Source organism: Rhizobacter sp. P2_H2 (genome assembly GCF_056403375.1).
Genome location: NZ_JBFUFP010000028.1, coordinates 1 through 20059 on the forward strand (window position 1 = coordinate 1; position 20059 = coordinate 20059).

Sequence of the window (20059 nt, forward strand, 5' to 3'; positions counted from 1 at the left end):
GCCCCAACCAGATGAGCTACTGGCAGAACTACCCGAAGTTCTTCGTCAGCCTGCAGAAATCGTGGTGGGGCGCCGCGGCCACGGCCGAGAACTCGTGGGCCTACCACTACCTGCCGAAGATCGACAAGGTCTACGACGTGCTGCAGGCCTTCGAGCTGATGAGCCAGGGCAAGCTCAACGGCTACATCTGCCAGGGCTTCAACCCGGTCGGCTCGTTCCCCAACAAGAAGAAGATCATCGAAGGGCTGTCGAAGCTGAAGTTCCTGGTGACGATCGATCCGCTCAACACCGAGACCTCGGAGTTCTGGAAGAACTTCGGCGAGTTCAACGACGTGAAGAGCGAGGCCATCCAGACCACCGTGTTCCGGCTGCCGTCGACCTGCTTCGCCGAAGAAGACGGCTCGCTGACCAACTCGGGCCGCTGGCTGCAGTGGCACTGGAAGGGCGCCGAGCCGCCGGGCGAGGCGCGCGGCGATCCGGAAATCATCGCCGACCTGTTCCACCGCATGCGCACCGCCTACGCGAAGGACGGCGGCGCCTTCCCCGACCCGATCGTCAAGCTGACCTGGCCGTACAAGATCCCGCACAGCCCGTCGGCCGATGAGCTGGCGATGGAATACAACGGCAAGGCCTTGGCCGACGTGCTGGCCCCGCCCGACCCCAAAGACCCGAAGGCGCCGCCCAAGGTGCTGGCGAAGGCGGGCGAGCAGCTCGCGGGCTTCGGCCTGCTGCGCGACGACGGCAGCACCGCGAGCGGCTGCTGGATCTACTGCGGCGCCTGGACGCAGGCCGGCAACCAGATGGCGCGCCGCGACAACAGCGACCCGTGGGGCATCGGCCAGACGCTGAACTGGGCCTGGGCCTGGCCGGCGAACCGGCGCATCCTCTACAACGCCGCATCGAGCGCGCCCGATGGCAAGCCCTGGGATGCGCGGCGCAAGCTGGTGCAGTGGAACGGCACCGCGTGGAGCGGCTCCGACGTGCCCGACATCCGCCCCGATGCCAACCCAGGCGACGCCGAACGCGTGCAGCCGTTCATCATGACGGCCGAAGGCGTCGCGCGGCTCTTCGCGCCGACCGGCATGGCCGAGGGGCCGCTGCCGGAGCACTACGAGCCGTTCGAATCGCCGCTGGCCGCCAACCCGATGCACCCGAACAACCCGAAGGCCCGCGCCAACCCCGCGGCCCGCGTGTTCAAGGGCGACCTCGAGATGATGGGCACGCCGAAGGACTTCCCGCTGGTGGCCACCAGCTACCGGCTGACCGAGCACTTCCACTACTGGACCAAGAACGTCGAGACCTCGGCCATCATCCAGCCGCAGCAGTTCGTCGAGATCGGCGAAGAGCTGGCCAAGGCGCGCGGCATCGCCAACGGCGACATGGTGAAGGTCTCGTCGAAGCGCGGCTCGATCAAGGCGGTGGCGCTGGTGAGCAAGCGCATTCCGCAGCTCGACGTCGACGGCCGCAAGGTCGACACGGTGGGCCTGCCCAACCACTGGGGCTTCGTGGGCCTGGCGAAGAAGGGCTACCTGGTGAACACGCTGACACCCTTCGTCGGCGATGCGAACACGCAGACGCCCGAGTACAAGTCGTTCACGGTCAACATCGAGAAGGCCTGAGCCATGAGTTCACTGCAATCTCTCGACATCGCCGCGCGCTCGGCCACCACCACGCCGAGCCCGCACGCGCGCACGACGACCGAGGTCGCGAAGCTGATCGACGTCTCCAGCTGCATCGGCTGCAAGGCCTGCCAGGTGGCGTGCATGCAATGGAACGACCTGCGCGACACCGTGGGGAACAACGTCGGCGTGTACGACAACCCGGCCGACCTGAGCGCCGAATCGTGGACGGTGATGCGCTTCTCCGAGGTGGAGACCAAGTCGCTCAACGAAGAGATGAAGCTCGAGTGGCTGATCCGCAAGGATGGCTGCATGCACTGCGACGACCCCGGCTGCCTGAAGGCCTGCCCGGCGCCCGGCGCGATCGTGAAGTACACGAACGGCATCGTCGACTTCATCGAGGAGAACTGCATCGGCTGCGGCAACTGCGTCACCGGCTGCCCGTTCGACGTGCCGCGCATCAGCAAGAAGGACAGCAAGGCCTACAAGTGCACGCTGTGCTCCGACCGCGTCAGCGTCGGCCTGGAGCCGGCCTGCGTGAAGGCCTGCCCGACCGGCGCGATCCACTTCGGCAGCAAGGAAGACATGCTCGAGTACGGCAGCGAGCGCATCGCCGACCTGAAGGAGCGCGGCTATGCGCAGGCCGCCGTGTACGACCCGCCCGGCGTCGGCGGCACGCACGTGATGTACGTGCTGCAGCACGGCGACAAGCCGCAGCTGTACCACGGGCTGCCGGCCAACCCGCAGATCAGCCCGTGGGTCTCGCTGTGGAAGGGCGCAGCCAAGCCACTGGCGCTGGCCGCGATGATCGGCGCCGCGGTGGTCGGCTTCTTCCACTACACGAAGGTCGGCCCCGTCGAGGAGCCGGTGGACGAGGAGGATCGGCCATGAAGCGTTTCATCCGGCGTTATGCCGACGGCACGCGCATGAACCACTGGGCGGTGGCGATGCTGTTCTTCTGCGCCGCGCTGTCGGGGCTCGCGTTCTTCCACCCGGCCCTCTACTTCCTGACGATGCTGTTCGGCGGCGGCCCGTGGACGCGCATCCTGCACCCGTTCTTCGGCGTGCTGATGGTGGCGGGCTTCGTGCTGCTGTTCGCCAAGGTGTGGCGCGACAACGCCTGGAAGCCGCGCGACACCGCGTGGCTGAAGGCGGCCCCGCACCTGATGAAGACCGGCCACGAGCACGGCATGCCGCCGGTCGAGAAGTACAACGGCGGCCAGAAGCTGGTGTTCTGGCTCTTCGGCATCAGCCTGCTGCTGCTGTTCATCACCGGCTTCGTGTTCTGGCAGCCGTGGTTCGCCAACTATTTCCCGATCCCGCTGCGCCGCATCGCGGTGGTGGTGCACGCGCTGTCGGCGGTGGTGCTGGTGCTCAGCGTGATCGTGCACGTGTACGCCGCGATCTGGGTCAAGGGAACGATGCGGGCGATGACCCGCGGCACCGTCACCGAGGCCTGGGCACGGCAGAATCACCCGCTCTGGTACCGAGAGATCACCGGCAAGGAATGATGTCGAGCCGACTGCTGTCACCCGAAGAGATCGCGGTGCAGGCGGGGCAGCAGGTGCCTTACCTGCGGCTGCCCGAGCGCGGCACCGTGTTCGCCGAGCGCGAGATGCGGCTGCGCCAGCTGGCCGCCGGCGGGCATGCGATGCGCGATTTCCTGCTGTTCATGGCCGAGCTGGCGCAGGCGCAGCACGGGCTGCTGCAGGCGTACCCGGCCGTTGCGCTGCCCGATGCGGCGGCGCTCGATGCCGCATCGCGGGCCGGCCTGCCGCCGCTGCCGGCCGAGCACTGGCCGCGCGATGCCGCCTGGCGTGAGGGCCTGCGCCGGCTGCTCGATGCGCTGCTGCCGCGCCTGGCGGGCAGCCCCGCGCTGGCCGCCGTGCAGGCGTTGCAGGACACCCATGCCGGCGACGATGCCTGGCTCGACCAGCAGGCCGACCGCCTGCTGACCGGCGTGATGCTGGGGCTGGACCTGGCCGCCGCCCCGCTGGTGGCCGCGGCGCTGCAGGTGTACTGGACGCAGCTCGTGCTCGCGACGCAGGCGGCGCGCGGTGCCGACCGCCTGCCGCCCTTCGGCCGCACCGACGATGCCACGCTGTGCCCGTGCTGCGGCAGCCGGCCGGTGGCCAGCATCTCGCGCATCGGCGGCAGCGATGCCGGCTTCCGCTACCTGCAGTGCGCGCTGTGCGCCGCGCAGTGGCACATGGTGCGCATCAAGTGCACGCACTGCCTCGGCACCCAGGGCATCCACTACCAGTCGCCGCAGCGCGTGGGCACCGAGGCCCGCGAGGCCAAGCCGGCCACCGAGGCCGAGACCTGCGACGCCTGCGGCCACTACCTGAAGATCGTGCACATGGAGCGCGATGTGAATGTCGAGCCGGTCGCCGACGACCTCGGCTCGGTGACGCTCGACCTGCTGGTCAGCGAGGCCGGGTTCCGGCGGCACGGCATCAACCTGATGCTGCTGTTCGGCGACGACGGCACTGACGACGGCGTTGACGACGGCGGGGGAGGCTGATGGAGCGGCCCGAGACGTCCGTGGTTCACGGCGGCGGGTCGCAGGAGGCACGGCCCCAGGACCTGCCCTCGATCGACAAGCTGCTGCGCAGCGACGCCACGCGCGCGCTGCTCGACGCGCATGGCCACTCGCTGGTGGCCGGCGAGGCACGCGCGCTGTTGGAAGGCCTGCGCGCGCAGGCGGTGGCCGGCGGGCTGGCGGCGCAGGCGCTGCAGCCGGATGCGCTGCAGGCGGCGCTCGCGGCGCGCGTGCAGGCGCGGCTCACGCCGCGGCTGCGCACGGTGCTGAACCTGACGGGCACGGTGATCCACACCAACCTCGGCCGCGCGCTGCTGGCCGACAGCGCGCTGCAGCACCTGCTGGCGGTGATGGCGGCGCCGAACAACCTCGAGTACGACCTGGCCTCGGGCGGGCGCGGCGACCGCGACTCGATCGTCGAGGACCTGCTGTGCACGATCACCGGTGCGGCGGCGGCGACGGTGGTCAACAACAACGCCGCCGCGGTGCTGCTGACGATCGCGGCGCTGGCGCGCGAGCGCGAGGTGATCATCTCGCGCGGCGAGCTGGTCGAGATCGGCGGCGCGTTCCGCATGCCCGACGTGATGGCGAGTGCGGGCGCCGAGATGGTCGAGGTGGGCACCACCAACCGCACGCATGCACAGGACTACGAGCGCGCGATCACGCCGCGCACCGGCCTCGTGATGAAGGTGCACACCAGCAACTACGCGGTGCAGGGCTTCACGCACTCGGTCGATGAAGCGACGCTGGCCGGCATCGCGCATGCGCACGGGCTGCCGCTGGCCACCGACCTGGGCAGCGGCTCGCTGGTCGACCTGGCGCAGTACGGGCTGCCGCGCGAGCCGCTGCCGCAGGAGATGCTGGCGGCGGGCTGCGACGTGGTCACGTTCTCCGGCGACAAGCTGCTGGGCGGGCCGCAGGCCGGCCTGATCGTCGGCAGCCAGGGCGCGATCGCGCGCATCCGCAAGTTCCCGATGAAGCGCGCGCTGCGCATGAGCAAGCTGCCGCTGGCCGCGCTGGAAGCGACGCTGATGCTGTACCTGCGGCCCGAGCGGCTCGCGCATGACCTGCCGACGCTGCGGCTGCTGACGCGGCCGGCCGGCGCGATCCGCGCGCTGGCGCAGCAGCTGCAGCCGGCGGTGGCCGCCGCGATGGCGCCGCGCTTCGAGGTGGAGGTGGTCGAGCTGATGGGGCAGATCGGCTCCGGCTCGCTGCCGGTGGAGCGGCTGCCGTCGGCGGGGCTGGCGATCGCGCCGGCCGGTGCGTCGAAGAAGGGCATCGGCACGGCGCTCGATGCGCTCGCCACGGCGCTGCGCGCGCTGCCGCAGCCGGTGATCGGGCGCATCGCGCAGGACAGGCTGCTGCTGGACCTGCGCTGCCTGGAAGACGCCGACGCGCTCGGCCGGCAGCTCCCCACGTTGCGCGAGCTGCTGGGATGATCGTCGGCACCGCAGGCCACATCGACCACGGCAAGACCACGCTGGTGCGCGCGCTGACCGGCGTCGACACCGACCGGCTGCCGCAGGAGAAGGCGCGCGGCATCTCGATCGAGCTCGGCTATGCGTTCCTCGATGTGCCGGGCGACGAGTACACGCCGCGCATCGGTTTCATCGACGTGCCCGGCCACGAGCGCCTGGTGCACACGATGCTGGCCGGCGCGACCGGCATTGACTTCGCGCTGCTGCTGGTCGCCGCCGACGACGGCGTGATGCCGCAGACGCGCGAGCACCTGGCGGTGCTGTCGCTGCTGGGCCTGTCGCGCGGCGCGGTGCTCATCACCAAGTGCGACCGCGTCGATGCCGCGCGCATCGCGCAGGTGCGCGGCGACGTGGCTGCGCTGCTGGCCGGCACGCCGCTCGCCGATGCACCGGTGCTCGCCGTCGCGGCCCCGACCGGCGAGGGCCTGCCGGCCTTGCGCGAGCTGCTGTTCGCCGCGGCGCGCGAGACGCCGCCGCGCGACGGCGCGAGCGATGCCTTCCGCCTMGCGATCGACCGGGCGTTCACGCTCGACGGCGTCGGCACCGTGGTGACCGGCACCGTGCATGCCGGGCGCGTGCAGGTCGGCGACGAGCTGGCGCTGTGCCCCTCGCCCGCCGGCCGCCACGCCCGCGTGCGCAGCCTGCACACGCAGAACCAGGCCGCGACGCAGGCGCATGCCGGCCAGCGCTGCGCGGTGGCGCTGGCCGGTGTCGACAAGCACGAGGTGGCGCGTGGGCAATGGCTGGTATCGGCCGAGGCCGGGGCCGGGGCCGGGGCCGGCGTCGAGACGGACCGGCTCGATGCGCTGCTGACGCTGTGGCACGGCGAGCCGCGCCCGCTGCGCTCGGGCACGCCGGTGCACGTGCACCTCGGCGCGAGCGACACGATGGGCACGGTGGCCGTGCTGGCCGGCGTCGACGCCGCGGCCGACAGCCTTGCCCCCGGCGGCCGCGCCTTCGTGCAGATCGTGCTGCAGGCGCCCATCGGCGCATGGCGGGGCGACCGCGTCGTGCTGCGCGACAACTCGGCCACCCGCACGATCGCCGGCGGCACGGTGCTCGACCCGTTCGCGCCGGTGCGCTACCGGCGCACGCCGCAGCGGCTGGCCGAGCTGGCGGCGTGGTCGCTGCCCACCGCGGCGCAACGCTTCGAGGCCTTGCTGGCCGCCGCCCCGCACGGCTTGTCGCGCGCACGCTGGGCGCGTGCCGAAGGCATCACACCGCAGGCCGCGGCCGATGCGCCCGACTGGGCCCTCGGCCCCACGCAACGCGCCGCCGCACGCAGCGCGGTGATCGACACGCTGCGCCGCTTCCACGCCAGCGACCCCGACGTGCCCGGCCCCGATGCCGCCCGGCTGCGCCGCCTCGCCTGCCCGCGCCTGCCGCCGCCACCGTGGAGCGCGCTGCTCGCCGAGCTGCAGGCCGAGGGCGTCGTCACGGTGCGCGGTGCGTTCGTGCACCTGCCCGAGCACGCGCTGCGCCTGTCGGCCGCCGACGAACGCATCGCGCAGAAGGTGGCGCCGCTGCTCGCGGCCGCCGGCTTCGACGGCAGCTGGGTGCGCGACCTCGCCCGCGACACGCGCGAGGGCGAGGTGCTGATGCGCACGACGCTCGCGCGGCTGGCGCAGCGCGGCGAGTTGCACCAGGTCGCGAAGGACCTGTACTGCGCGCCGGCCACGATGGCGCAGCTGGCCGCCCACGTGCGCAGCGTCGCCGCGGGCGCTGCCGACGGCGCCGTCACGGCCGCGCGCTTTCGCGACGCCACCGGCCTCGGCCGCAAGCGCGCGATCCAGATCCTCGAATACTTCGACCGCATCGGGCTGCTGCGCCGCGTCGGCGACGAGCACCGGTTGCGCAGCGACACCGCGTTGTTCACGGGCCCTGCGATGACGATGCGCTGAAGGAACCGAGGAGGGGAAGCGTCCCCGGTGGGACGGCCGGGCTTCAAACCCGGTGGGTGGCGCCATGCGCCGCCGGGTGGGTTCGACTCCCATTCCCCTCCGCCCGCCTGCGGCGAATCCAGGGCTTAATCACCGCATGCATCGCGGAGAAAACCTCTACATCTGGCAGGCAAGTGACTGGCCCCAGTGGCGCCATGACCTGTCTGTGCTCGCCCAGCCATTGGCGGATATCAGCCGTGGCCAGGGAGTTCTTCTCGGCCACCTGGCCGATGTCGGGCCGGCGCTGCGCGACCAGGTCAATCTGGCCGCGCTGACCGACGACGTGCTCAAGACCAGCGAGATCGAGGGCGAGGTGCTGGACGTCGCCTCGGTCCGCTCGTCGATCGCCCGCCGGCTCGGCATGGACATCGGCGCACTGGCGCCGGTGGACCGGCATGTGGAAGGCGTCGTCGAGATGGTGCTCGATGCGACCTCGCGCAGCGCCGAGCCCCTGACCGTCGAGCGGCTGTTCGGCTGGCATGCGGCGCTGTTTCCGACCGGGTACTCCGGCATGAGCAGGATCAGTGTGGGCCAATGGCGCGACGATGCGAGCGGACCGATGCAGGTCGTCTCCGGCCAAGCGAATCGCCACAAGGTGCATTTCCAGGCGCCCCCGGCGGCGTCGCTTCCCGCCGAGATGGCGCGCTTCCTCGCCTGGGCCAACGCTGACACCGGCGAGCCCGCGCTGATCAAGGCGGGCCTCGCCCACCTGTGGTTCGTGACGCTGCATCCGTTCGACGACGGCAACGGCCGCATCGCGCGCGCCGTGGGCGACCTGTTCCTCGCCCGTGCGGACGGCAGCGGACAACGCTTCTACAGCCTGTCGGCGCAGATCCAGCGCGAGCGCAAGGACTACTACGACATCCTCGAACGCACGCAGAAGGGCTCGATGGATGCCACCGGCTGGCTGGCCTGGTTTCTCGGCACGCTGGGCCGGGCCGTCGCCACGGCGCAGGTCACGCTCGACGGCGTGCTGGGCAAGGCGCGGTTCTGGCAACAGTGGGCCGGCACGCCGATGAACGAGCGCCAGGTGAAGCTGCTCAACCGCCTGCTCGACGAGTTCGACGGCAAGCTCACCAGCAGCAAATGGGCAGCCATCGCCAAGTGCTCGGCGGATACCGCGTTGCGGGACATCGCGCAGTTGCTGGCCCTGGGCGTGCTGCGCAAGTCGGCCGCGGGCGGGCGCAGCACCGCGTACGAGCTGGCCGACCCCGTTCGCTGACGCGATGCGAGTGGCCTTTGTACCGAAYCGCATGGGCTTGACCTGACGGGAACGCAGGGCCGGACTCATCCGCAATGGAGACGATGCACGCCCCGCACGGCCTCGGTAACGTCGCGGCAGTCCAATGCAATCGTCCGGAGGAGGAGTCCCATGAAACGCCATGCGAGCGCAGCATTCATCCTGTTGGCGGTGGCCGGCTGCTCGACGATCAAGCCGCCCACGGCCTCGTTCTCGGCGCTGGATACGGCAGAACGCACCGCCGACAACTCGAAGAATGCAAAGGCCGCGCTCGACGACGACTTCCAGCGCGCACTCGAGCTCTGCGATGAAAAGATGATCGGCATGCGCGACTCGTTCTATGGATCAGGCAAGACCCAGATCGTCATCGCGTCCGTCGGCATCATCGCGGGGTCGATCGTCGTTCCAGCGCTGGCCGCGCAGGCCGCGGCCGCCAAGTCCGCGATCGCCGGGTGGGGCGGGGTCTCCGGTGCCGCCAACGCAGCCCAGTACACGTTGCAGCAGAACGGCGTCTCGGCCTCGCGCCTCGGCTCCGTCTACGAAGCGACCCGCACCGAGATCCGGGAGGCCTCCGAGGCCTACAGCAAGGCGACCAAGAATGTCGACCGCGTCGTCGCCGTCAACAAGCTCTCCATCGCCTGCCGGTTTCCGCAGCTGCCGGCGGCCGACGCCGCATCGGCACCGAAACCGGCTTGATCGCGGACGCCTACAACCACGTCACCACGCACGGCGCGCTCGGCACCTCCACCGACCACTGCGCCTCGTAGCAGCTGCCCAGCTCCAGCAGCCACGCCGGCAGCTCGCCATCGACGCTCGCCGCCAGCCGCGCATGCGTCGCGCGCGCCTCGCCGCTGCGGCCTTGCGCGTGCGACAGCCGCGCCGACACCGCCAACCCGGCCGGGTGCTCGTCGAGCCAGGTCTCCAGACCGCGCAGCAACTCCACCGCCTCGCCCGAGCGGCCCTGCTCGATGCACAGCCACGCGCCATCCAGCCGCGAATGCGCATTCCACCAGCCGAGCGGCGTCACGTCGCGCGCCTTGCGCAGCAGCGCGATCGCGCGCTCGCGGTCGCCGCGCGCCAGCGCCAGCTGCGCCTGGCTGTGCCACAGCGCGCCCTGCAGGTTGCGGTCGCGCGCCAGCTTCGTCAGCGATGCGATGCGCCCGCAGGCCTCGTCCGCCGCGTCGAGCTGCCCGTCGTGGATCAGCGCACCAGCCAGCAGCGGCAGCACGAAATGCAGTTGCATCTCCTGCCCCTTCGCAGCCGCCTCTTCCGCCGCCTGCGACAGCCGCCACGCCGCCTCGCCCGCCTGCCCGATCGCCAGCGCGTAGTGCGCCCGGCCGATCAGCCGGAAGCCCTCGTTGCGCGGCCCGTCGCCGGTGTCCAAAGATTCCAGGATCGACAGCACGCGCGCCAGGCTGGTCGGCTTGCGCAGCTGCCGGTACACGCCGCACAGCAGCATCGCCGACACCGCCGAATCGGTCGGCACCTGCAGGCTGCGCGAGATCGCCAGGCCCGCCTCGCCATGCTCCTCGGCCATGCGGAAATGACCCAGGCTCGCACTCGAATTGGCCACGTTGCATTCGGCCCGCGCCTGGCCGACCAGCACACCATGGTCGCGGTACAGCGACGCCGAGCGCCGCGCATGGTTCCAGGCCTGCACCATGCTGCCGGTCTCGCCCTCGATCACCATGCGCAGCGACAGGATGCGCAACTGGTCGAACACGCTGCCGCTGCCGTTGCACAGCATCTCGGCCCGGTCCACCAAGGCCGAGGCGACGGTGAAATCGAATTCGTTGATCGCGATGCCGGCCCGCAGCAGCGTGGTCGCCACCACCGATTCGCGCGCCGCCTTGCCCGGCGCGCTGTGCAGCGCTTCCTCGAGGTGGAGCTTGGCCTTGTCGTTGACGCGCCGGCGCACATGGGCCTGCGCCAGCTCGAAGTGCACCGCGGCCTCGGCCGCCTGGTTCGGCTCCTCGCGCAGGCGCGCCAGCAGCACGTCGCCGAGTTCGAAGGCGGCGCTGTCGTCCATCGCCACCAGCGCGCGCAGGCGCTCCACTTGCGCGCCGAGGTGCGCCGGCTCGAGGCGCAGCACCTGGTCGAGCAGCTCCAGCGCGAGCGTCCATTTCTGTTCGGCGATCGCCTGCAGCGCGCGGCCCAGCACGCTGTCGCCGGCATCCGGATGCAGCTCGGCCGCCGCTTCGCCAGGGAAGAAGCGCGCCTCCAGCCAGCGCACCAGGTTGCGGCCGAGGTTCGGCAGGCCGGTGGCGGCGAGCATCGTGCTGTCGGTGCGGCCCTCGCCGACCAGCGTGCAGCGCAGCTCGAAGCGCAGCGGCCCGCCGTGCACCTCGACGCGCGCCACGTGGCGCACCGCGAGCAGCCGCGCCAGGTCGTCGGCGCGGTCGGCGAAGGCGGATTCCTTCGGCACCGCCTGCAGCGCGTTCAGCAGCGACGGGATCGAGCTCACCTGCATGCGCGGGTGCGCGCCGAGGTCGCGCACCACCAGCGACAACAGCCCGAGCTCCAGCCAGTCGAGGTCGCCGCTGCCGGTCCGGTTCTCGAACGGCAGCAGCGCGAGCGAGACCGGCGCCGACAAGGGCGCCGCCACCGGCACGACGGCCGAACCGGATGACGGCAGCGGGTCCGGCTGCGCCTGTGGCACCGCCGCGGGCAACACCGCCGGCACCATCGGCGGCGCCACCTTCTCGCGCACCTGCCCCATGAAGCGGTAGCCGGTGCGGTGCACGGTCTTGATCAGTTCGCCGGTCTCGCCGTCGTCGCCGATCACCTTGCGGATCTTCATCACCGCGCGCGCGATCACGCTGGCGGTGACGAAATCGAAGGACCACAGCTTGTCGAGCAGCTCGTCCTTGCTGACGATGCGCCCGCGGTGCCGGATCAGGTAGACCAGCAGCTCGAACGGCCGCGGCTCCATCGCTTGTTGTGCGCCGGCCAGCAGCACCTCGCGCGTCGCGACGCGGACTTCGCACTGGCCGAAAACGAACACCTCGTTGTCCATCAACTCCCTCGCGACTCCGGTGCCGACACCGGTACGTGCCGGTGTCTTGATGCCTCCCCATTCTGCCGGCAGGCCGTCATACGCCTGTTTCAACTCGTCACCGTTACGCCTGTTGCGCTCGGTTGCGTCCGCATTTTCACCTCGTACGAGCACACATTGGTCAAACCTCCGTCAATTCTCCTGAGAGCGATTTCAACAGAATCGCGCCCCGAAGCCCCCCGCAACCAGCCATCCAACCGAGAGCACCATGCGATCCCACCTCCTGGCCCTCTGTGTCGCAGCACTCGCTGCGGCCTGCAATGGCGACTCGAGTGAATCGACGCCCGCGGCCGCTGCGCCGCCCACCGGCAGCAACGGCAACGGCAACGCCGTGGTCGTGCCCGCCGACACCGACCCCCATGCGCAGATCGCCGCCGTGACGATCAAGGCCGTGACGCCGGGCGATGTCGCCGGCCCCGGCTGCAGCGCCGCCTCGAAGCCACGCCGGCTGACGCGCGACCAGGTGGTCAACGCGCTGACCGACGTCACCACCGCGCTCACCGGCGATGCCACGCTCGCCGCGAGCGTCGGGCCGCTGGTGCGCGACACCACGCAGTTCCCGCCCGACGTGCTGGTCGACCCGAGTACATCTCGTCACAAGGGTTACGAGCGCCTGGACACCGGCGTGAACCTGCGCCAGGTGACCGCGCTGCACGACACCGCCGAGACGCTGGCGAAGTCGATGACGGCCGACGCCAACCGCCTGAACACGCTGCTGGGCAGCTGCACCGGCACCGCCGATGCCTGCGTCACCAGCTTCATCCGCAAGGCCGGCCGGCTGCTGTTCCGCCAGCCGCTGACCGATGCCGAGGTGAACGTGTACCGCACCGCCGCCGGCAACGCCGCGACGCAGGCCTCGGTGGCCAAGGTGCTCGGCACGATGATCGCGTCGCCGAAGTTCTACTTCGTCGTCGAGAAGGGGCAGGCCGCCACCGATGCGAACGCAACGTGCGTGTCGCTCACCGCGCACGAGCAGGCCACCCGGCTCGCGCTGCACTTCTGGAACTCGGTGCCCGACGCCACGCTGAACACGCTGGCCGATGACGGCTCGCTGCTGAAGCCGGCCGTCTACACCGCGCAGATCCAGCGCCTGATGGCCGACAGCCGCTCCGACCGCGCGATGCGCGATTTCTTCGGCGGCTGGTTCCGCCTGCAGGAGCTGGTGGCGCTGGACGGCAAGGTCGGCGATCCGAAGTTCGACGCCTTCGCCGGCAGCTTCAAGCCGCTGCCGACCTCGCGCGATGCGGCCGTGAACGAGGTGCTGGACATGGTCTCGTACCTGGCGGCGCGCAATGCCTCGCTGCAGCAGGTGCTGACCGACCGCCACTCGTACGCGAAGACGGCCGACATCGCCTCGCTCTACAAGACCGCGGTGTGGGACGGCAAGTCCGCGCCGCCGCTCTTCACCGAAGCCTCGCGCGTGGGCCTGCTCACCCGTATCGGCTACATCGCCCAGGGCTCGACCGACACGACGCTGCCGATCTCGCGCGGCAGCCGCGTGCTGTTCGGGCTGACCTGCGAGGCGATGCCGACGCCGGCGATGGACCAATCGAACTCGAAGGCGGATCTCACGGGCGTGCTGACCACTCGTCAGCGCGTCGAACGTGTCACCGAGATGGAGGGCACCTCGTGCATCGGCTGCCACAAGACGCAGATGAACCCATGGGGCTTCGCCTTCGAGGGCTTCGATTCGCTGGGCCGCGCGCGCAGCACCGAACGCGTGCTCGATGACAAGGGCGGGCTGCTCGGCGAGAAGCCGATCGACACCGCCGCGCTGGTGCGGCTGGCCGACGGCTCGTCGCGCGCCGTCGCGTCGCCGGCGGCCACGCAGCAGTACATCCTCGACAGCGGCCAGTTCGAGCGCTGCTTCGCACGCAACTACGTCCGCTACAGCTTCGGCCGTCCCGAGACCGCCGCCGACGGCGCACTGATCGAAGCACTGCGCGTGCAGGCCGCCAACGGCGCCAACCTGCGCAGCCTGTTCGCATCCGTCGCGCTGCGTACCGAGTTCACCACGATCCAGAGGGCGCAATGAAACCCGCATTCAACCCCTTGTCACGCCGGCAGTTCCTGCTCGGCGCCGGCGGCACCGCACTCGCGCTGCCCTTGCTGCCTTCGCTGCTGCCGCGCGAGGCGCGCGCCGCCACCGAGGCAGCCGCCTCGGCCGAGCGCTTCTTCGTGCACACCACCACCTGGCACGGCGTGTTCCAGAGCCAGTTCTTCGGGCCGCTGCTCGACCAGGCGCCTGCGGCGACGCAGAGCTATGGCGGCATCACGATCCGCCAGGCCCAGCTCGCCGCGGCCGCCAAGGCCTCGGGCGACATGACGGTGATCAGCGACATCCTGCAGGCCAAGAGCTCGAAGCTGACGGCGCGCATGGTGTCGAAGATGAACATCATCAACGGCCTCGACTTCGCGGTCGGCAGCGGCCACAACCGCGGCGGCACGCTGGGCGGCGACGCCACCAACCCGACCATCGACCAGGTGCTGGGCAGCGCGAGCAGCTTCTACCCGACCGCGGTGCTGCAGCCGGCGATCGTGCGCAACCTGGTGTCGCTGTCGAAATCCGGCACCGCCACCGTGCAGACCACGCCGACCGCCGAGAGCAACGTCAAGCTGTTCGATCGCCTCTTCAAGAACGCGAGCGGCGGCGGCACCACGACCCCGGCACCGACCGACAAGACGGTGCTGGTCGACCGCGTGAAGGAACACGCCGACCTGGTGATGGCCGATGCCTCGTGCTCGGCCGACTGCAAGTCGCGGCTCGGCGACTACCTCGACCTGCTGAACCAGGTCGAAGGCAAGCTCGCGCAGACGCCGGTCAGCAGCACCTTCCAGCGCCCGACCAGCGACACCTCGTCGCTGGAATCGGCGGCCGGCTTCTACGGCCAGCCGCCGAGCCAGGCGCAGGTGGAGCAGCTGTGGAACGACATCGTGGTGGCGGCCTTCTCGGCCGGCATCAGCCGCGTCTACGTGAACGGCGCCACCTCGTACACCTTCGGCCCGGAGCCGGAACACGCCTGGCACAACGACTACGCGCATGCGCTGGACGACAGCGGCAAGCGCGCCGGCTTCAACGCCGCGGTGCAGCTGCAGTTCGAGAGCTGCATGCTCGACATGGCCGCGAAGATGGACCAGGTGAAGATGGCCGACGGCAAGACGCTGTTCGACAAGGCGCTGATCGCGAGCGGCTTCGAACTCGGCTCGGGTGGCAACCCGGGCCACCACCACAACCGCTGCATCCCGATCATCGCGCTCGGCGATGCCGGCGGCTATTTCAAGACCGGCCAGTCGCTGGACTACCGCGACCTGAACTCGTTCAACTGGTCGTCGGACCCGCACTGGTACTCGGGCCTGCTGTACACGCAGTGGATGGGCATGGTGCTGCGCGCGATGGGCGTGAGCACCAGCGACGTGAACACCACCGCGTGGGGCTACCCGAACGTGCGCGGCGCCAACGGCGACCACACCGACGCGATCTGGTCGGTGGCCGGGCAGGACCTGCCGTGGATGAAGGCCTGATGCGATGAAGCGCGTCCTCCTTCTTCTTCTCGCGGCTGTCGCCGGGCCCGCACTGGCGCAGAGCGCCAGCAACGGCCAGATGCTGTTCACGACCACGCTGGTCGCCGGCAAGCAGAGCTGCAGCAACAGCGCCTGCCACGGCACGATCCCGGCGAACCCGCTGAACCGCATCGCCAACGGCACGAGCGCGTCCAACATCAAGGGCATCATCGTGACCAACACGCAGATGAACTTCCTGCAGGGCAAGCTCACCGATGCGCAGTTGAACGACCTGGCGGCCTACATCGGCCAGCAGCTCGGCCGCACGCCGAGCTACCTGCCGACCACGCCGGAGCCGGCACCGTCGGTCAGCCCGGGCAGCCTCAGCTTCACGAGCCAGGCGCTGGGCACCACCAGCGCCGCACAGACCTTCTCGGTCAACAACTCGGTGGGCGCGGGCGCGGCCCTGGTGATCAGCAGCCTCGGGCTCACCGCGGGCAGCGATTTCGCGATCAGCGGCGGCACCTGCAAGGTGGGCACCTCGCTCGCCGCCGGCACCGCCTGCTCGGTGACGGTGACCTTCAAGCCCACGCTCGCCGGCACGCGCTCGGCCACGCTGACCGTCGGCCACAACGGCGCCACCGGCAGCAGCACCGCGACGCTCTCGGGCACCGGCGCCGACAGCTCGCCGACGGTGACACTGTCGCCGACCACGCTGAGCTTCTCGCAGACGGTGGGCGCCAGCTCGGACCCGCTGCGCGTGACGCTGGGCAACAGCGGCACCGCGGCGCTGACGGTCAACACGCTGACGGTGAGCGGCGCGCAGGCCGCGGAGTTCGCGATCGCCTCGGCCTCGACCTGCAAGGCCGGCACCAGCGTCGCCGCGGGCAGCAACTGCTTCATCGACATCGCCTTCACGCCGGCGGCCACCGGGGCGCGCGCCGCGAGCCTCGCGATCGCCCACAGCGCGAGCAGCACCGCTGCCATGGTGACGCTGAACGGCACCGGCAATGCGAACGCGCAGCCCGGGCTGGCGCTGGACGCGATCGTGCTGGACCTCGGCGCGCAAGGCCTCGCGACCACCGGTGCCGCGCGCACCGCGACGGTCACGAACAACGGCCAGGGCGACCTGAAGATCAGCAAAGTCAGCGCGAGCGGCACCAACGCCGCCGACATCGTGCTCGGCGGCACCTGTGCCGGCGCGACGGTGGCGCCGGCGGCGAGCTGCACGGTGACCGTGGCGCTGAAGCCGAGTGCGCTCGGCCCGCGTTCGGCCAGCGTCGAGATCGCGAGCAACGCGCCGAGCGGCACGGCCTCGCTGTCGGTCGGCGGCGTCGGCATCGCGATCGCATCGCCGGAACTGACGCTGTCGCAACCGTCGATCGGCTTCGGCCAGGTGTCGATGGGCACGAGCTCGGTGCCGCGCTCGGTGACGGTGTCGAACACCGGCAGCGCGGCGCTGCAGATCGCGAGCATCGTCAGCAGCTCGACCGAGTTCAAGGCCAGCCACGATTGCGCGGCCAGCCTCGCGCCCGGCGTGGCCTGCACGCTGACGGTGACCTACTCGCCGGCGGCCGACAACGCGGCCGAGACGGTGACGATCACGTCGAACGCGTTCAGCTCGCCGAACAGCGTGGTGCTGACCGGCCAGGGCACGACAGCGGTGCTGCCGGTGCTGGCCTGGCAGGGCAATACCAACACGCTGCAGTTCCCGTCCACCGAGGTCGGCAAGACGGCGGCCGGCAGCCCGCTGACGCTGGTGAACAACGGGCCGGGCAGCGTGACGGTGTCGTCGATCGGCACCTCGGGCGCGCAGGCCGATGCGTTCTCGGTCGGCGGCGGCACCTGCGTCGGCGGCATCACGCTGGCCGCCAATGCGAGCTGCACGGTGATCGTCAGCTTCGTGCCCGACGCGGCCGGCGTGCGCAGCGCGGTGCTGCTGGTCGCGTCGAGCGGCAGCAACCCGCCGGACGTCGCGCTGAGCGGCAGCGGCGTCGCCGCCTCGCCGCCCGGGGGTGGCGGTGGCACGACACCGCCTGGTGACGGCGGTGGCACGACACCACCTGGCGGCGGAGGCGGCACGACGCCGCCCGACACGGGAGGCGGCACGCCCCCGGCCACCGGCACGCTCGCAGTGGCGCCGACGGCCCTCGACTACCGCTCGACCACGGTGCGCACCGGGGCGCGCAGCGATCCGCTGACGGTGCGCATCTCCAACAGCTCGGCGGCGGCCGCGACGATCTCGGCGGTGACGACGAGCGCGGGCTTCATCGTCGCGTCAGGCTCGGCCTCGGATGCCTGCCCGGGCGTGCCGTGGACGCTGGCGGCCGGCAAGTCGTGCACGGTGACGGTGGTGTTCGCCCCCGGCAGCGGCGGTGCGATGCACGGCACGCTGAAGGTGATGTCGGCCGCCGGCCAGACCACCGAGGTGGCGCTGTCGGCCCAGGCCGAAACCCCGTCGACCAACGAAGGCGCGGGTGCGCTCGATGCCCGCTGGCTCGCGCTGCTGGTGCTGGCCATCGCGGCGCTGCAGGTGCGCCGCCGCCACCCTGTTCCTGTTTCTGCTTCTGTCTCCAAGGAAATCTCCCAATGAACCGCCTCTCCGCCCTCGCGCTGGCCCTGTGCGCCAGCCTCTTCGCCGCCCTGCCCGCGGCCGCCGTCGACGCCGGCACGCCGGCCCCCGAGTTCCAGCTGAACGGCTCGCGCGGCGCGGTGAACCTCGGCGCGATGAAGGGCAAGGTCGTGTACATCGACTTCTGGGCCTCGTGGTGCGGGCCGTGCAAGCAGTCGTTCCCGTGGATGAACGAGATGCAGGCGAAGTACGGCGCGAAGGGCCTGCAGATCGTCGGCATCAACCTCGACGCGAAGCGGGCCGACGCCGACAAGTTCCTGGCCGAGGTGCCGGCGAGCTTCGTCGTGGCCTTCGATGCAGCGGGCGACACGCCGAAGCGCTATGGCGTGAAGGGCATGCCGACCTCGGTGCTGATCGGCGCCGACGGCAAGGTGGTCCAGATGCATGCGGGCTTCCGCGACGACGAGCGCAAGGCATTGGAAGACGCGATCGTCGCGGCCCTGAAGTGATGTCCATGACGAAGACTCTCGCCACCGCACTCGTGCTCGCGCTGGCCGCCGGCCTCGGCGGCTGCTCCGTGCTGCAACCGCCGCAACCCTGGGAGAAGGGCCTGCTCGCGAAGCCCGAGATGACCCTCGGCGGCGACGCGCTCGAAGGGCGCTTCGACGTGCACATCCTGAACAGCAAGGAAGCGGCCTCGGGCGGCTCCGGCGTCGGCGGAGGCGGTTGTGGCTGCAACTAAGACCGCCCGCGTCGGCAACCTCGTCGCCGCCGCGCTCGCGCTGCCGGGCGTGCTGGCCGCCGGTGCGGCGCGCGCCGAAGACCCGCCGGAGCACGGCCTGATCGCGTTCAAGTACCTGCAGTACAAGGACAGCCAGGCCGTCAACGTGCGCTACCCGAACTACGACGGCAGCGAAGGCAGCCGGCTCAACCGCATCACCGTGAAGGCGCCGTCGCTGTACGTGCTGGCGCCGATCGGCCGCTGGTCGATCGAGGGCTCGGGCGTGATCGACGACGTGTCGGGCGCGACGCCGCGCTACTACAGCGACGTGTCGGGCGCCTCGCGCTCGCCGGGCATGGAAGACAAGCGCCGCGCCGGCGACCTGAAGGTGACGCGCTACTTCGATCGCGGCGCCCTCGCGCTCGGCACCGCGCATTCGAGCGAGAACGACTACAAGTCGAGCGCACTGTCGCTCGAAGGCCGCATCGCGACCGCCGACAACAACACCACGTTCAACATCGGCATCGCCGGCACGCGCGACCGCATCGACCCGGTCAACGAGATCGTCATCGACGAGCGCAAGACCACCTCGGAGCTGACGCTGGGCGTGACGCAGGCGCTGTCGCCGCGCGACATCGCGCAGCTGAGCCTGACCTACTCGGTGGGCCGCGGCTACTTCAACGACCCGTACAAGCTGTACGACCACCGGCCGCGCGAGCGCGATGCGAGCATCGGCATGCTGCGCTGGAACCACCACTTCGAGTCGGTGTCGGGCACGCTGCGCGCGAGCTACCGCTACTACAACGACACCTTCGGCATCCGCGCGAACACGCTGGAGACGGCGTGGGTGCAACCGGTGTCGGACCTGTTCTCGGTGACGCCGTCGTTCCGGTACTACACGCAGAACGCCGCGTCGTTCTACTACGACCCGGTGCCCGACACCGCGGTGTACCCGGGGCCGGTGGGCACGCCCGAGTTCTCGTCGGCCGACCAGCGGCTGTCGGCCTTCGGCGGCATCACGCTCGGGTTGAAGCTGGAGCTGCACTTCGGCAACTGGACCACCGACCTGAAGCTGGAGCGCTACCAGCAGCGCTCGGACTGGCGCCTGGGCGGCAAGGGCTCGCCCGGCATCGACACCTTCGACGCCACGATCGTGCAGTGGGGTCTCGCGACCCGCTTCTGACCCTCACGGAACCCTCGCCCATGAACGACATACTTTTCCGTTCCCGCCGCGTGGCGCTGAGCGCCTTGCTGCTGCTCGCCGCCTGCGGTGGCGGCAATGACGATGCGCCGGCACCGTCGCCGGTGGGCGGGGGCACGCCGGCTCCGGCTCCGGCGCCGGCACCATCGCCCGCACCAGCACCAGCACCAGCACCAGCACCAGCACCAGC

15 protein-coding genes, 1 tRNA gene and 1 pseudogene are annotated in these 20059 nt (G+C 70.7%); 16 read left to right on the forward strand and 1 reads right to left on the reverse strand.

Features of this window, described 5'->3' with window-relative positions; translation table 11 throughout:
• The 9 genes from AC1D15_RS04105 to AC1D15_RS04145 all read left to right on the forward strand — a co-directional run.
• The coding region (locus tag AC1D15_RS04105) for a molybdopterin dinucleotide binding domain-containing protein (RefSeq protein ID WP_477825025.1) at window positions 1-1619 on the forward strand (1619 nt) is incomplete at its 5' end.
• A 3-nt stretch (window positions 1620-1622) separates the two neighbouring features.
• Window positions 1623-2510: a formate dehydrogenase subunit beta gene (fdxH, locus tag AC1D15_RS04110; protein WP_477825026.1), complete on the forward strand. Its 888-nt coding sequence runs from the start codon at window positions 1623-1625 to the stop codon at window positions 2508-2510.
• The gene (locus tag AC1D15_RS04115; protein WP_477825027.1) at window positions 2507-3130 is read left to right on the forward strand and encodes a formate dehydrogenase subunit gamma; all 624 of its coding nucleotides are present in this window, start codon (window positions 2507-2509) and stop codon (window positions 3128-3130) included. Before fdxH ends, AC1D15_RS04115 begins: the two co-directional genes overlap by 4 nt.
• A complete protein-coding gene (gene fdhE / locus AC1D15_RS04120; RefSeq protein ID WP_477825028.1) occupies window positions 3130-4143 on the forward strand; it encodes a formate dehydrogenase accessory protein FdhE in 1014 nt (337 codons plus the stop codon). The genes AC1D15_RS04115 and fdhE overlap by 1 nt, the downstream gene beginning before the upstream one ends.
• Window positions 4143-5600: an L-seryl-tRNA(Sec) selenium transferase gene (selA, locus tag AC1D15_RS04125; protein WP_477825029.1), complete on the forward strand. Its 1458-nt coding sequence runs from the start codon at window positions 4143-4145 to the stop codon at window positions 5598-5600. Before fdhE ends, selA begins: the two co-directional genes overlap by 1 nt.
• Window positions 5597-7540, forward strand: a complete 1944-nt coding sequence (gene selB, locus AC1D15_RS04130) for a selenocysteine-specific translation elongation factor (protein WP_477825030.1) — start codon at window positions 5597-5599, stop codon at window positions 7538-7540. The genes selA and selB overlap by 4 nt, the downstream gene beginning before the upstream one ends.
• Before the next feature lie 9 nt (window positions 7541-7549).
• Window positions 7550-7642 (forward strand) — tRNA-Sec (locus AC1D15_RS04135).
• Window positions 7643-7676: 34 nt separating this feature from the next.
• On the forward strand, window positions 7677-8801 hold the full coding sequence (locus tag AC1D15_RS04140; RefSeq protein WP_477825036.1) for a Fic family protein: 1125 nt from the start codon (window positions 7677-7679) through the stop codon (window positions 8799-8801).
• A gap of 183 nt (window positions 8802-8984) precedes the next feature.
• The gene (locus AC1D15_RS04145) at window positions 8985-9515 is read left to right on the forward strand and encodes a hypothetical protein (protein WP_477825031.1); all 531 of its coding nucleotides are present in this window, start codon (window positions 8985-8987) and stop codon (window positions 9513-9515) included.
• Between the two features lie 10 nt (window positions 9516-9525).
• On the opposite strand, the gene AC1D15_RS04150 is transcribed toward AC1D15_RS04145, so the two are convergent.
• Window positions 9526-11835: a winged helix-turn-helix domain-containing protein gene (locus AC1D15_RS04150; protein ID WP_477825032.1), complete on the reverse strand. Its 2310-nt coding sequence runs from the start codon at window positions 11833-11835 to the stop codon at window positions 9526-9528.
• Window positions 11836-12082: 247 nt separating this feature from the next.
• Here AC1D15_RS04150 and AC1D15_RS04155 point away from each other — a divergent pair, with 247 nt between their 5' ends.
• The 7 genes and pseudogenes from AC1D15_RS04155 to AC1D15_RS04185 form a co-directional block, all read left to right on the forward strand.
• On the forward strand, window positions 12083-13909 hold the full coding sequence (locus tag AC1D15_RS04155; protein WP_477825033.1) for a DUF1592 domain-containing protein: 1827 nt from the start codon (window positions 12083-12085) through the stop codon (window positions 13907-13909).
• Window positions 13906-15396 carry a DUF1552 domain-containing protein gene (locus AC1D15_RS04160; protein WP_477825034.1) on the forward strand — a complete coding sequence of 497 codons (1491 nt, stop codon included), beginning with the start codon at window positions 13906-13908 and terminating at the stop codon, window positions 15394-15396. Before AC1D15_RS04155 ends, AC1D15_RS04160 begins: the two co-directional genes overlap by 4 nt.
• 4 nt (window positions 15397-15400) lie before the next feature.
• On the forward strand, window positions 15401-17968 hold the full coding sequence (locus tag AC1D15_RS04165) for a choice-of-anchor D domain-containing protein (protein ID WP_477825035.1): 2568 nt from the start codon (window positions 15401-15403) through the stop codon (window positions 17966-17968).
• Complete coding sequence (locus AC1D15_RS04170; protein WP_465110506.1) at window positions 17965-18456, forward strand: TlpA family protein disulfide reductase; 492 nt, start codon at window positions 17965-17967, stop codon at window positions 18454-18456. Before AC1D15_RS04165 ends, AC1D15_RS04170 begins: the two co-directional genes overlap by 4 nt.
• Before the next feature lie 5 nt (window positions 18457-18461).
• Entirely contained in the window at window positions 18462-18689 is a 228-nt protein-coding gene (locus AC1D15_RS04175; RefSeq protein WP_465110505.1) for a DUF4266 domain-containing protein, read from the forward strand.
• Complete coding sequence (locus AC1D15_RS04180) at window positions 18676-19851, forward strand: DUF3570 domain-containing protein (protein ID WP_047507182.1); 1176 nt, start codon at window positions 18676-18678, stop codon at window positions 19849-19851. Before AC1D15_RS04175 ends, AC1D15_RS04180 begins: the two co-directional genes overlap by 14 nt.
• 20 nt (window positions 19852-19871) lie before the next feature.
• A pseudogene (locus AC1D15_RS04185) lies at window positions 19872-20059 on the forward strand (YncE family protein); the annotation flags it as partial.

Coding starts and splice junctions, on each gene's coding strand:
- fdxH (WP_477825026.1), top strand. CDS start 1,623: ATGAGTTCACTGCAATCTCTCGACATCGCCGCGCGCTCGGCCACCACC.
- AC1D15_RS04115 (WP_477825027.1), top strand. CDS start 2,507: ATGAAGCGTTTCATCCGGCGTTATGCCGACGGCACGCGCATGAACCAC.
- fdhE (WP_477825028.1), top strand. CDS start 3,130: ATGTCGAGCCGACTGCTGTCACCCGAAGAGATCGCGGTGCAGGCGGGG.
- selA (WP_477825029.1), top strand. CDS start 4,143: ATGGAGCGGCCCGAGACGTCCGTGGTTCACGGCGGCGGGTCGCAGGAG.
- AC1D15_RS04140 (WP_477825036.1), top strand. CDS start 7,677: ATGCATCGCGGAGAAAACCTCTACATCTGGCAGGCAAGTGACTGGCCC.
- AC1D15_RS04150 (WP_477825032.1), bottom strand. CDS start 11,835: ATGGACAACGAGGTGTTCGTTTTCGGCCAGTGCGAAGTCCGCGTCGCG.
- AC1D15_RS04155 (WP_477825033.1), top strand. CDS start 12,083: ATGCGATCCCACCTCCTGGCCCTCTGTGTCGCAGCACTCGCTGCGGCC.
- AC1D15_RS04160 (WP_477825034.1), top strand. CDS start 13,906: ATGAAACCCGCATTCAACCCCTTGTCACGCCGGCAGTTCCTGCTCGGC.
- AC1D15_RS04165 (WP_477825035.1), top strand. CDS start 15,401: ATGAAGCGCGTCCTCCTTCTTCTTCTCGCGGCTGTCGCCGGGCCCGCA.
- AC1D15_RS04170 (WP_465110506.1), top strand. CDS start 17,965: ATGAACCGCCTCTCCGCCCTCGCGCTGGCCCTGTGCGCCAGCCTCTTC.
- AC1D15_RS04175 (WP_465110505.1), top strand. CDS start 18,462: ATGACGAAGACTCTCGCCACCGCACTCGTGCTCGCGCTGGCCGCCGGC.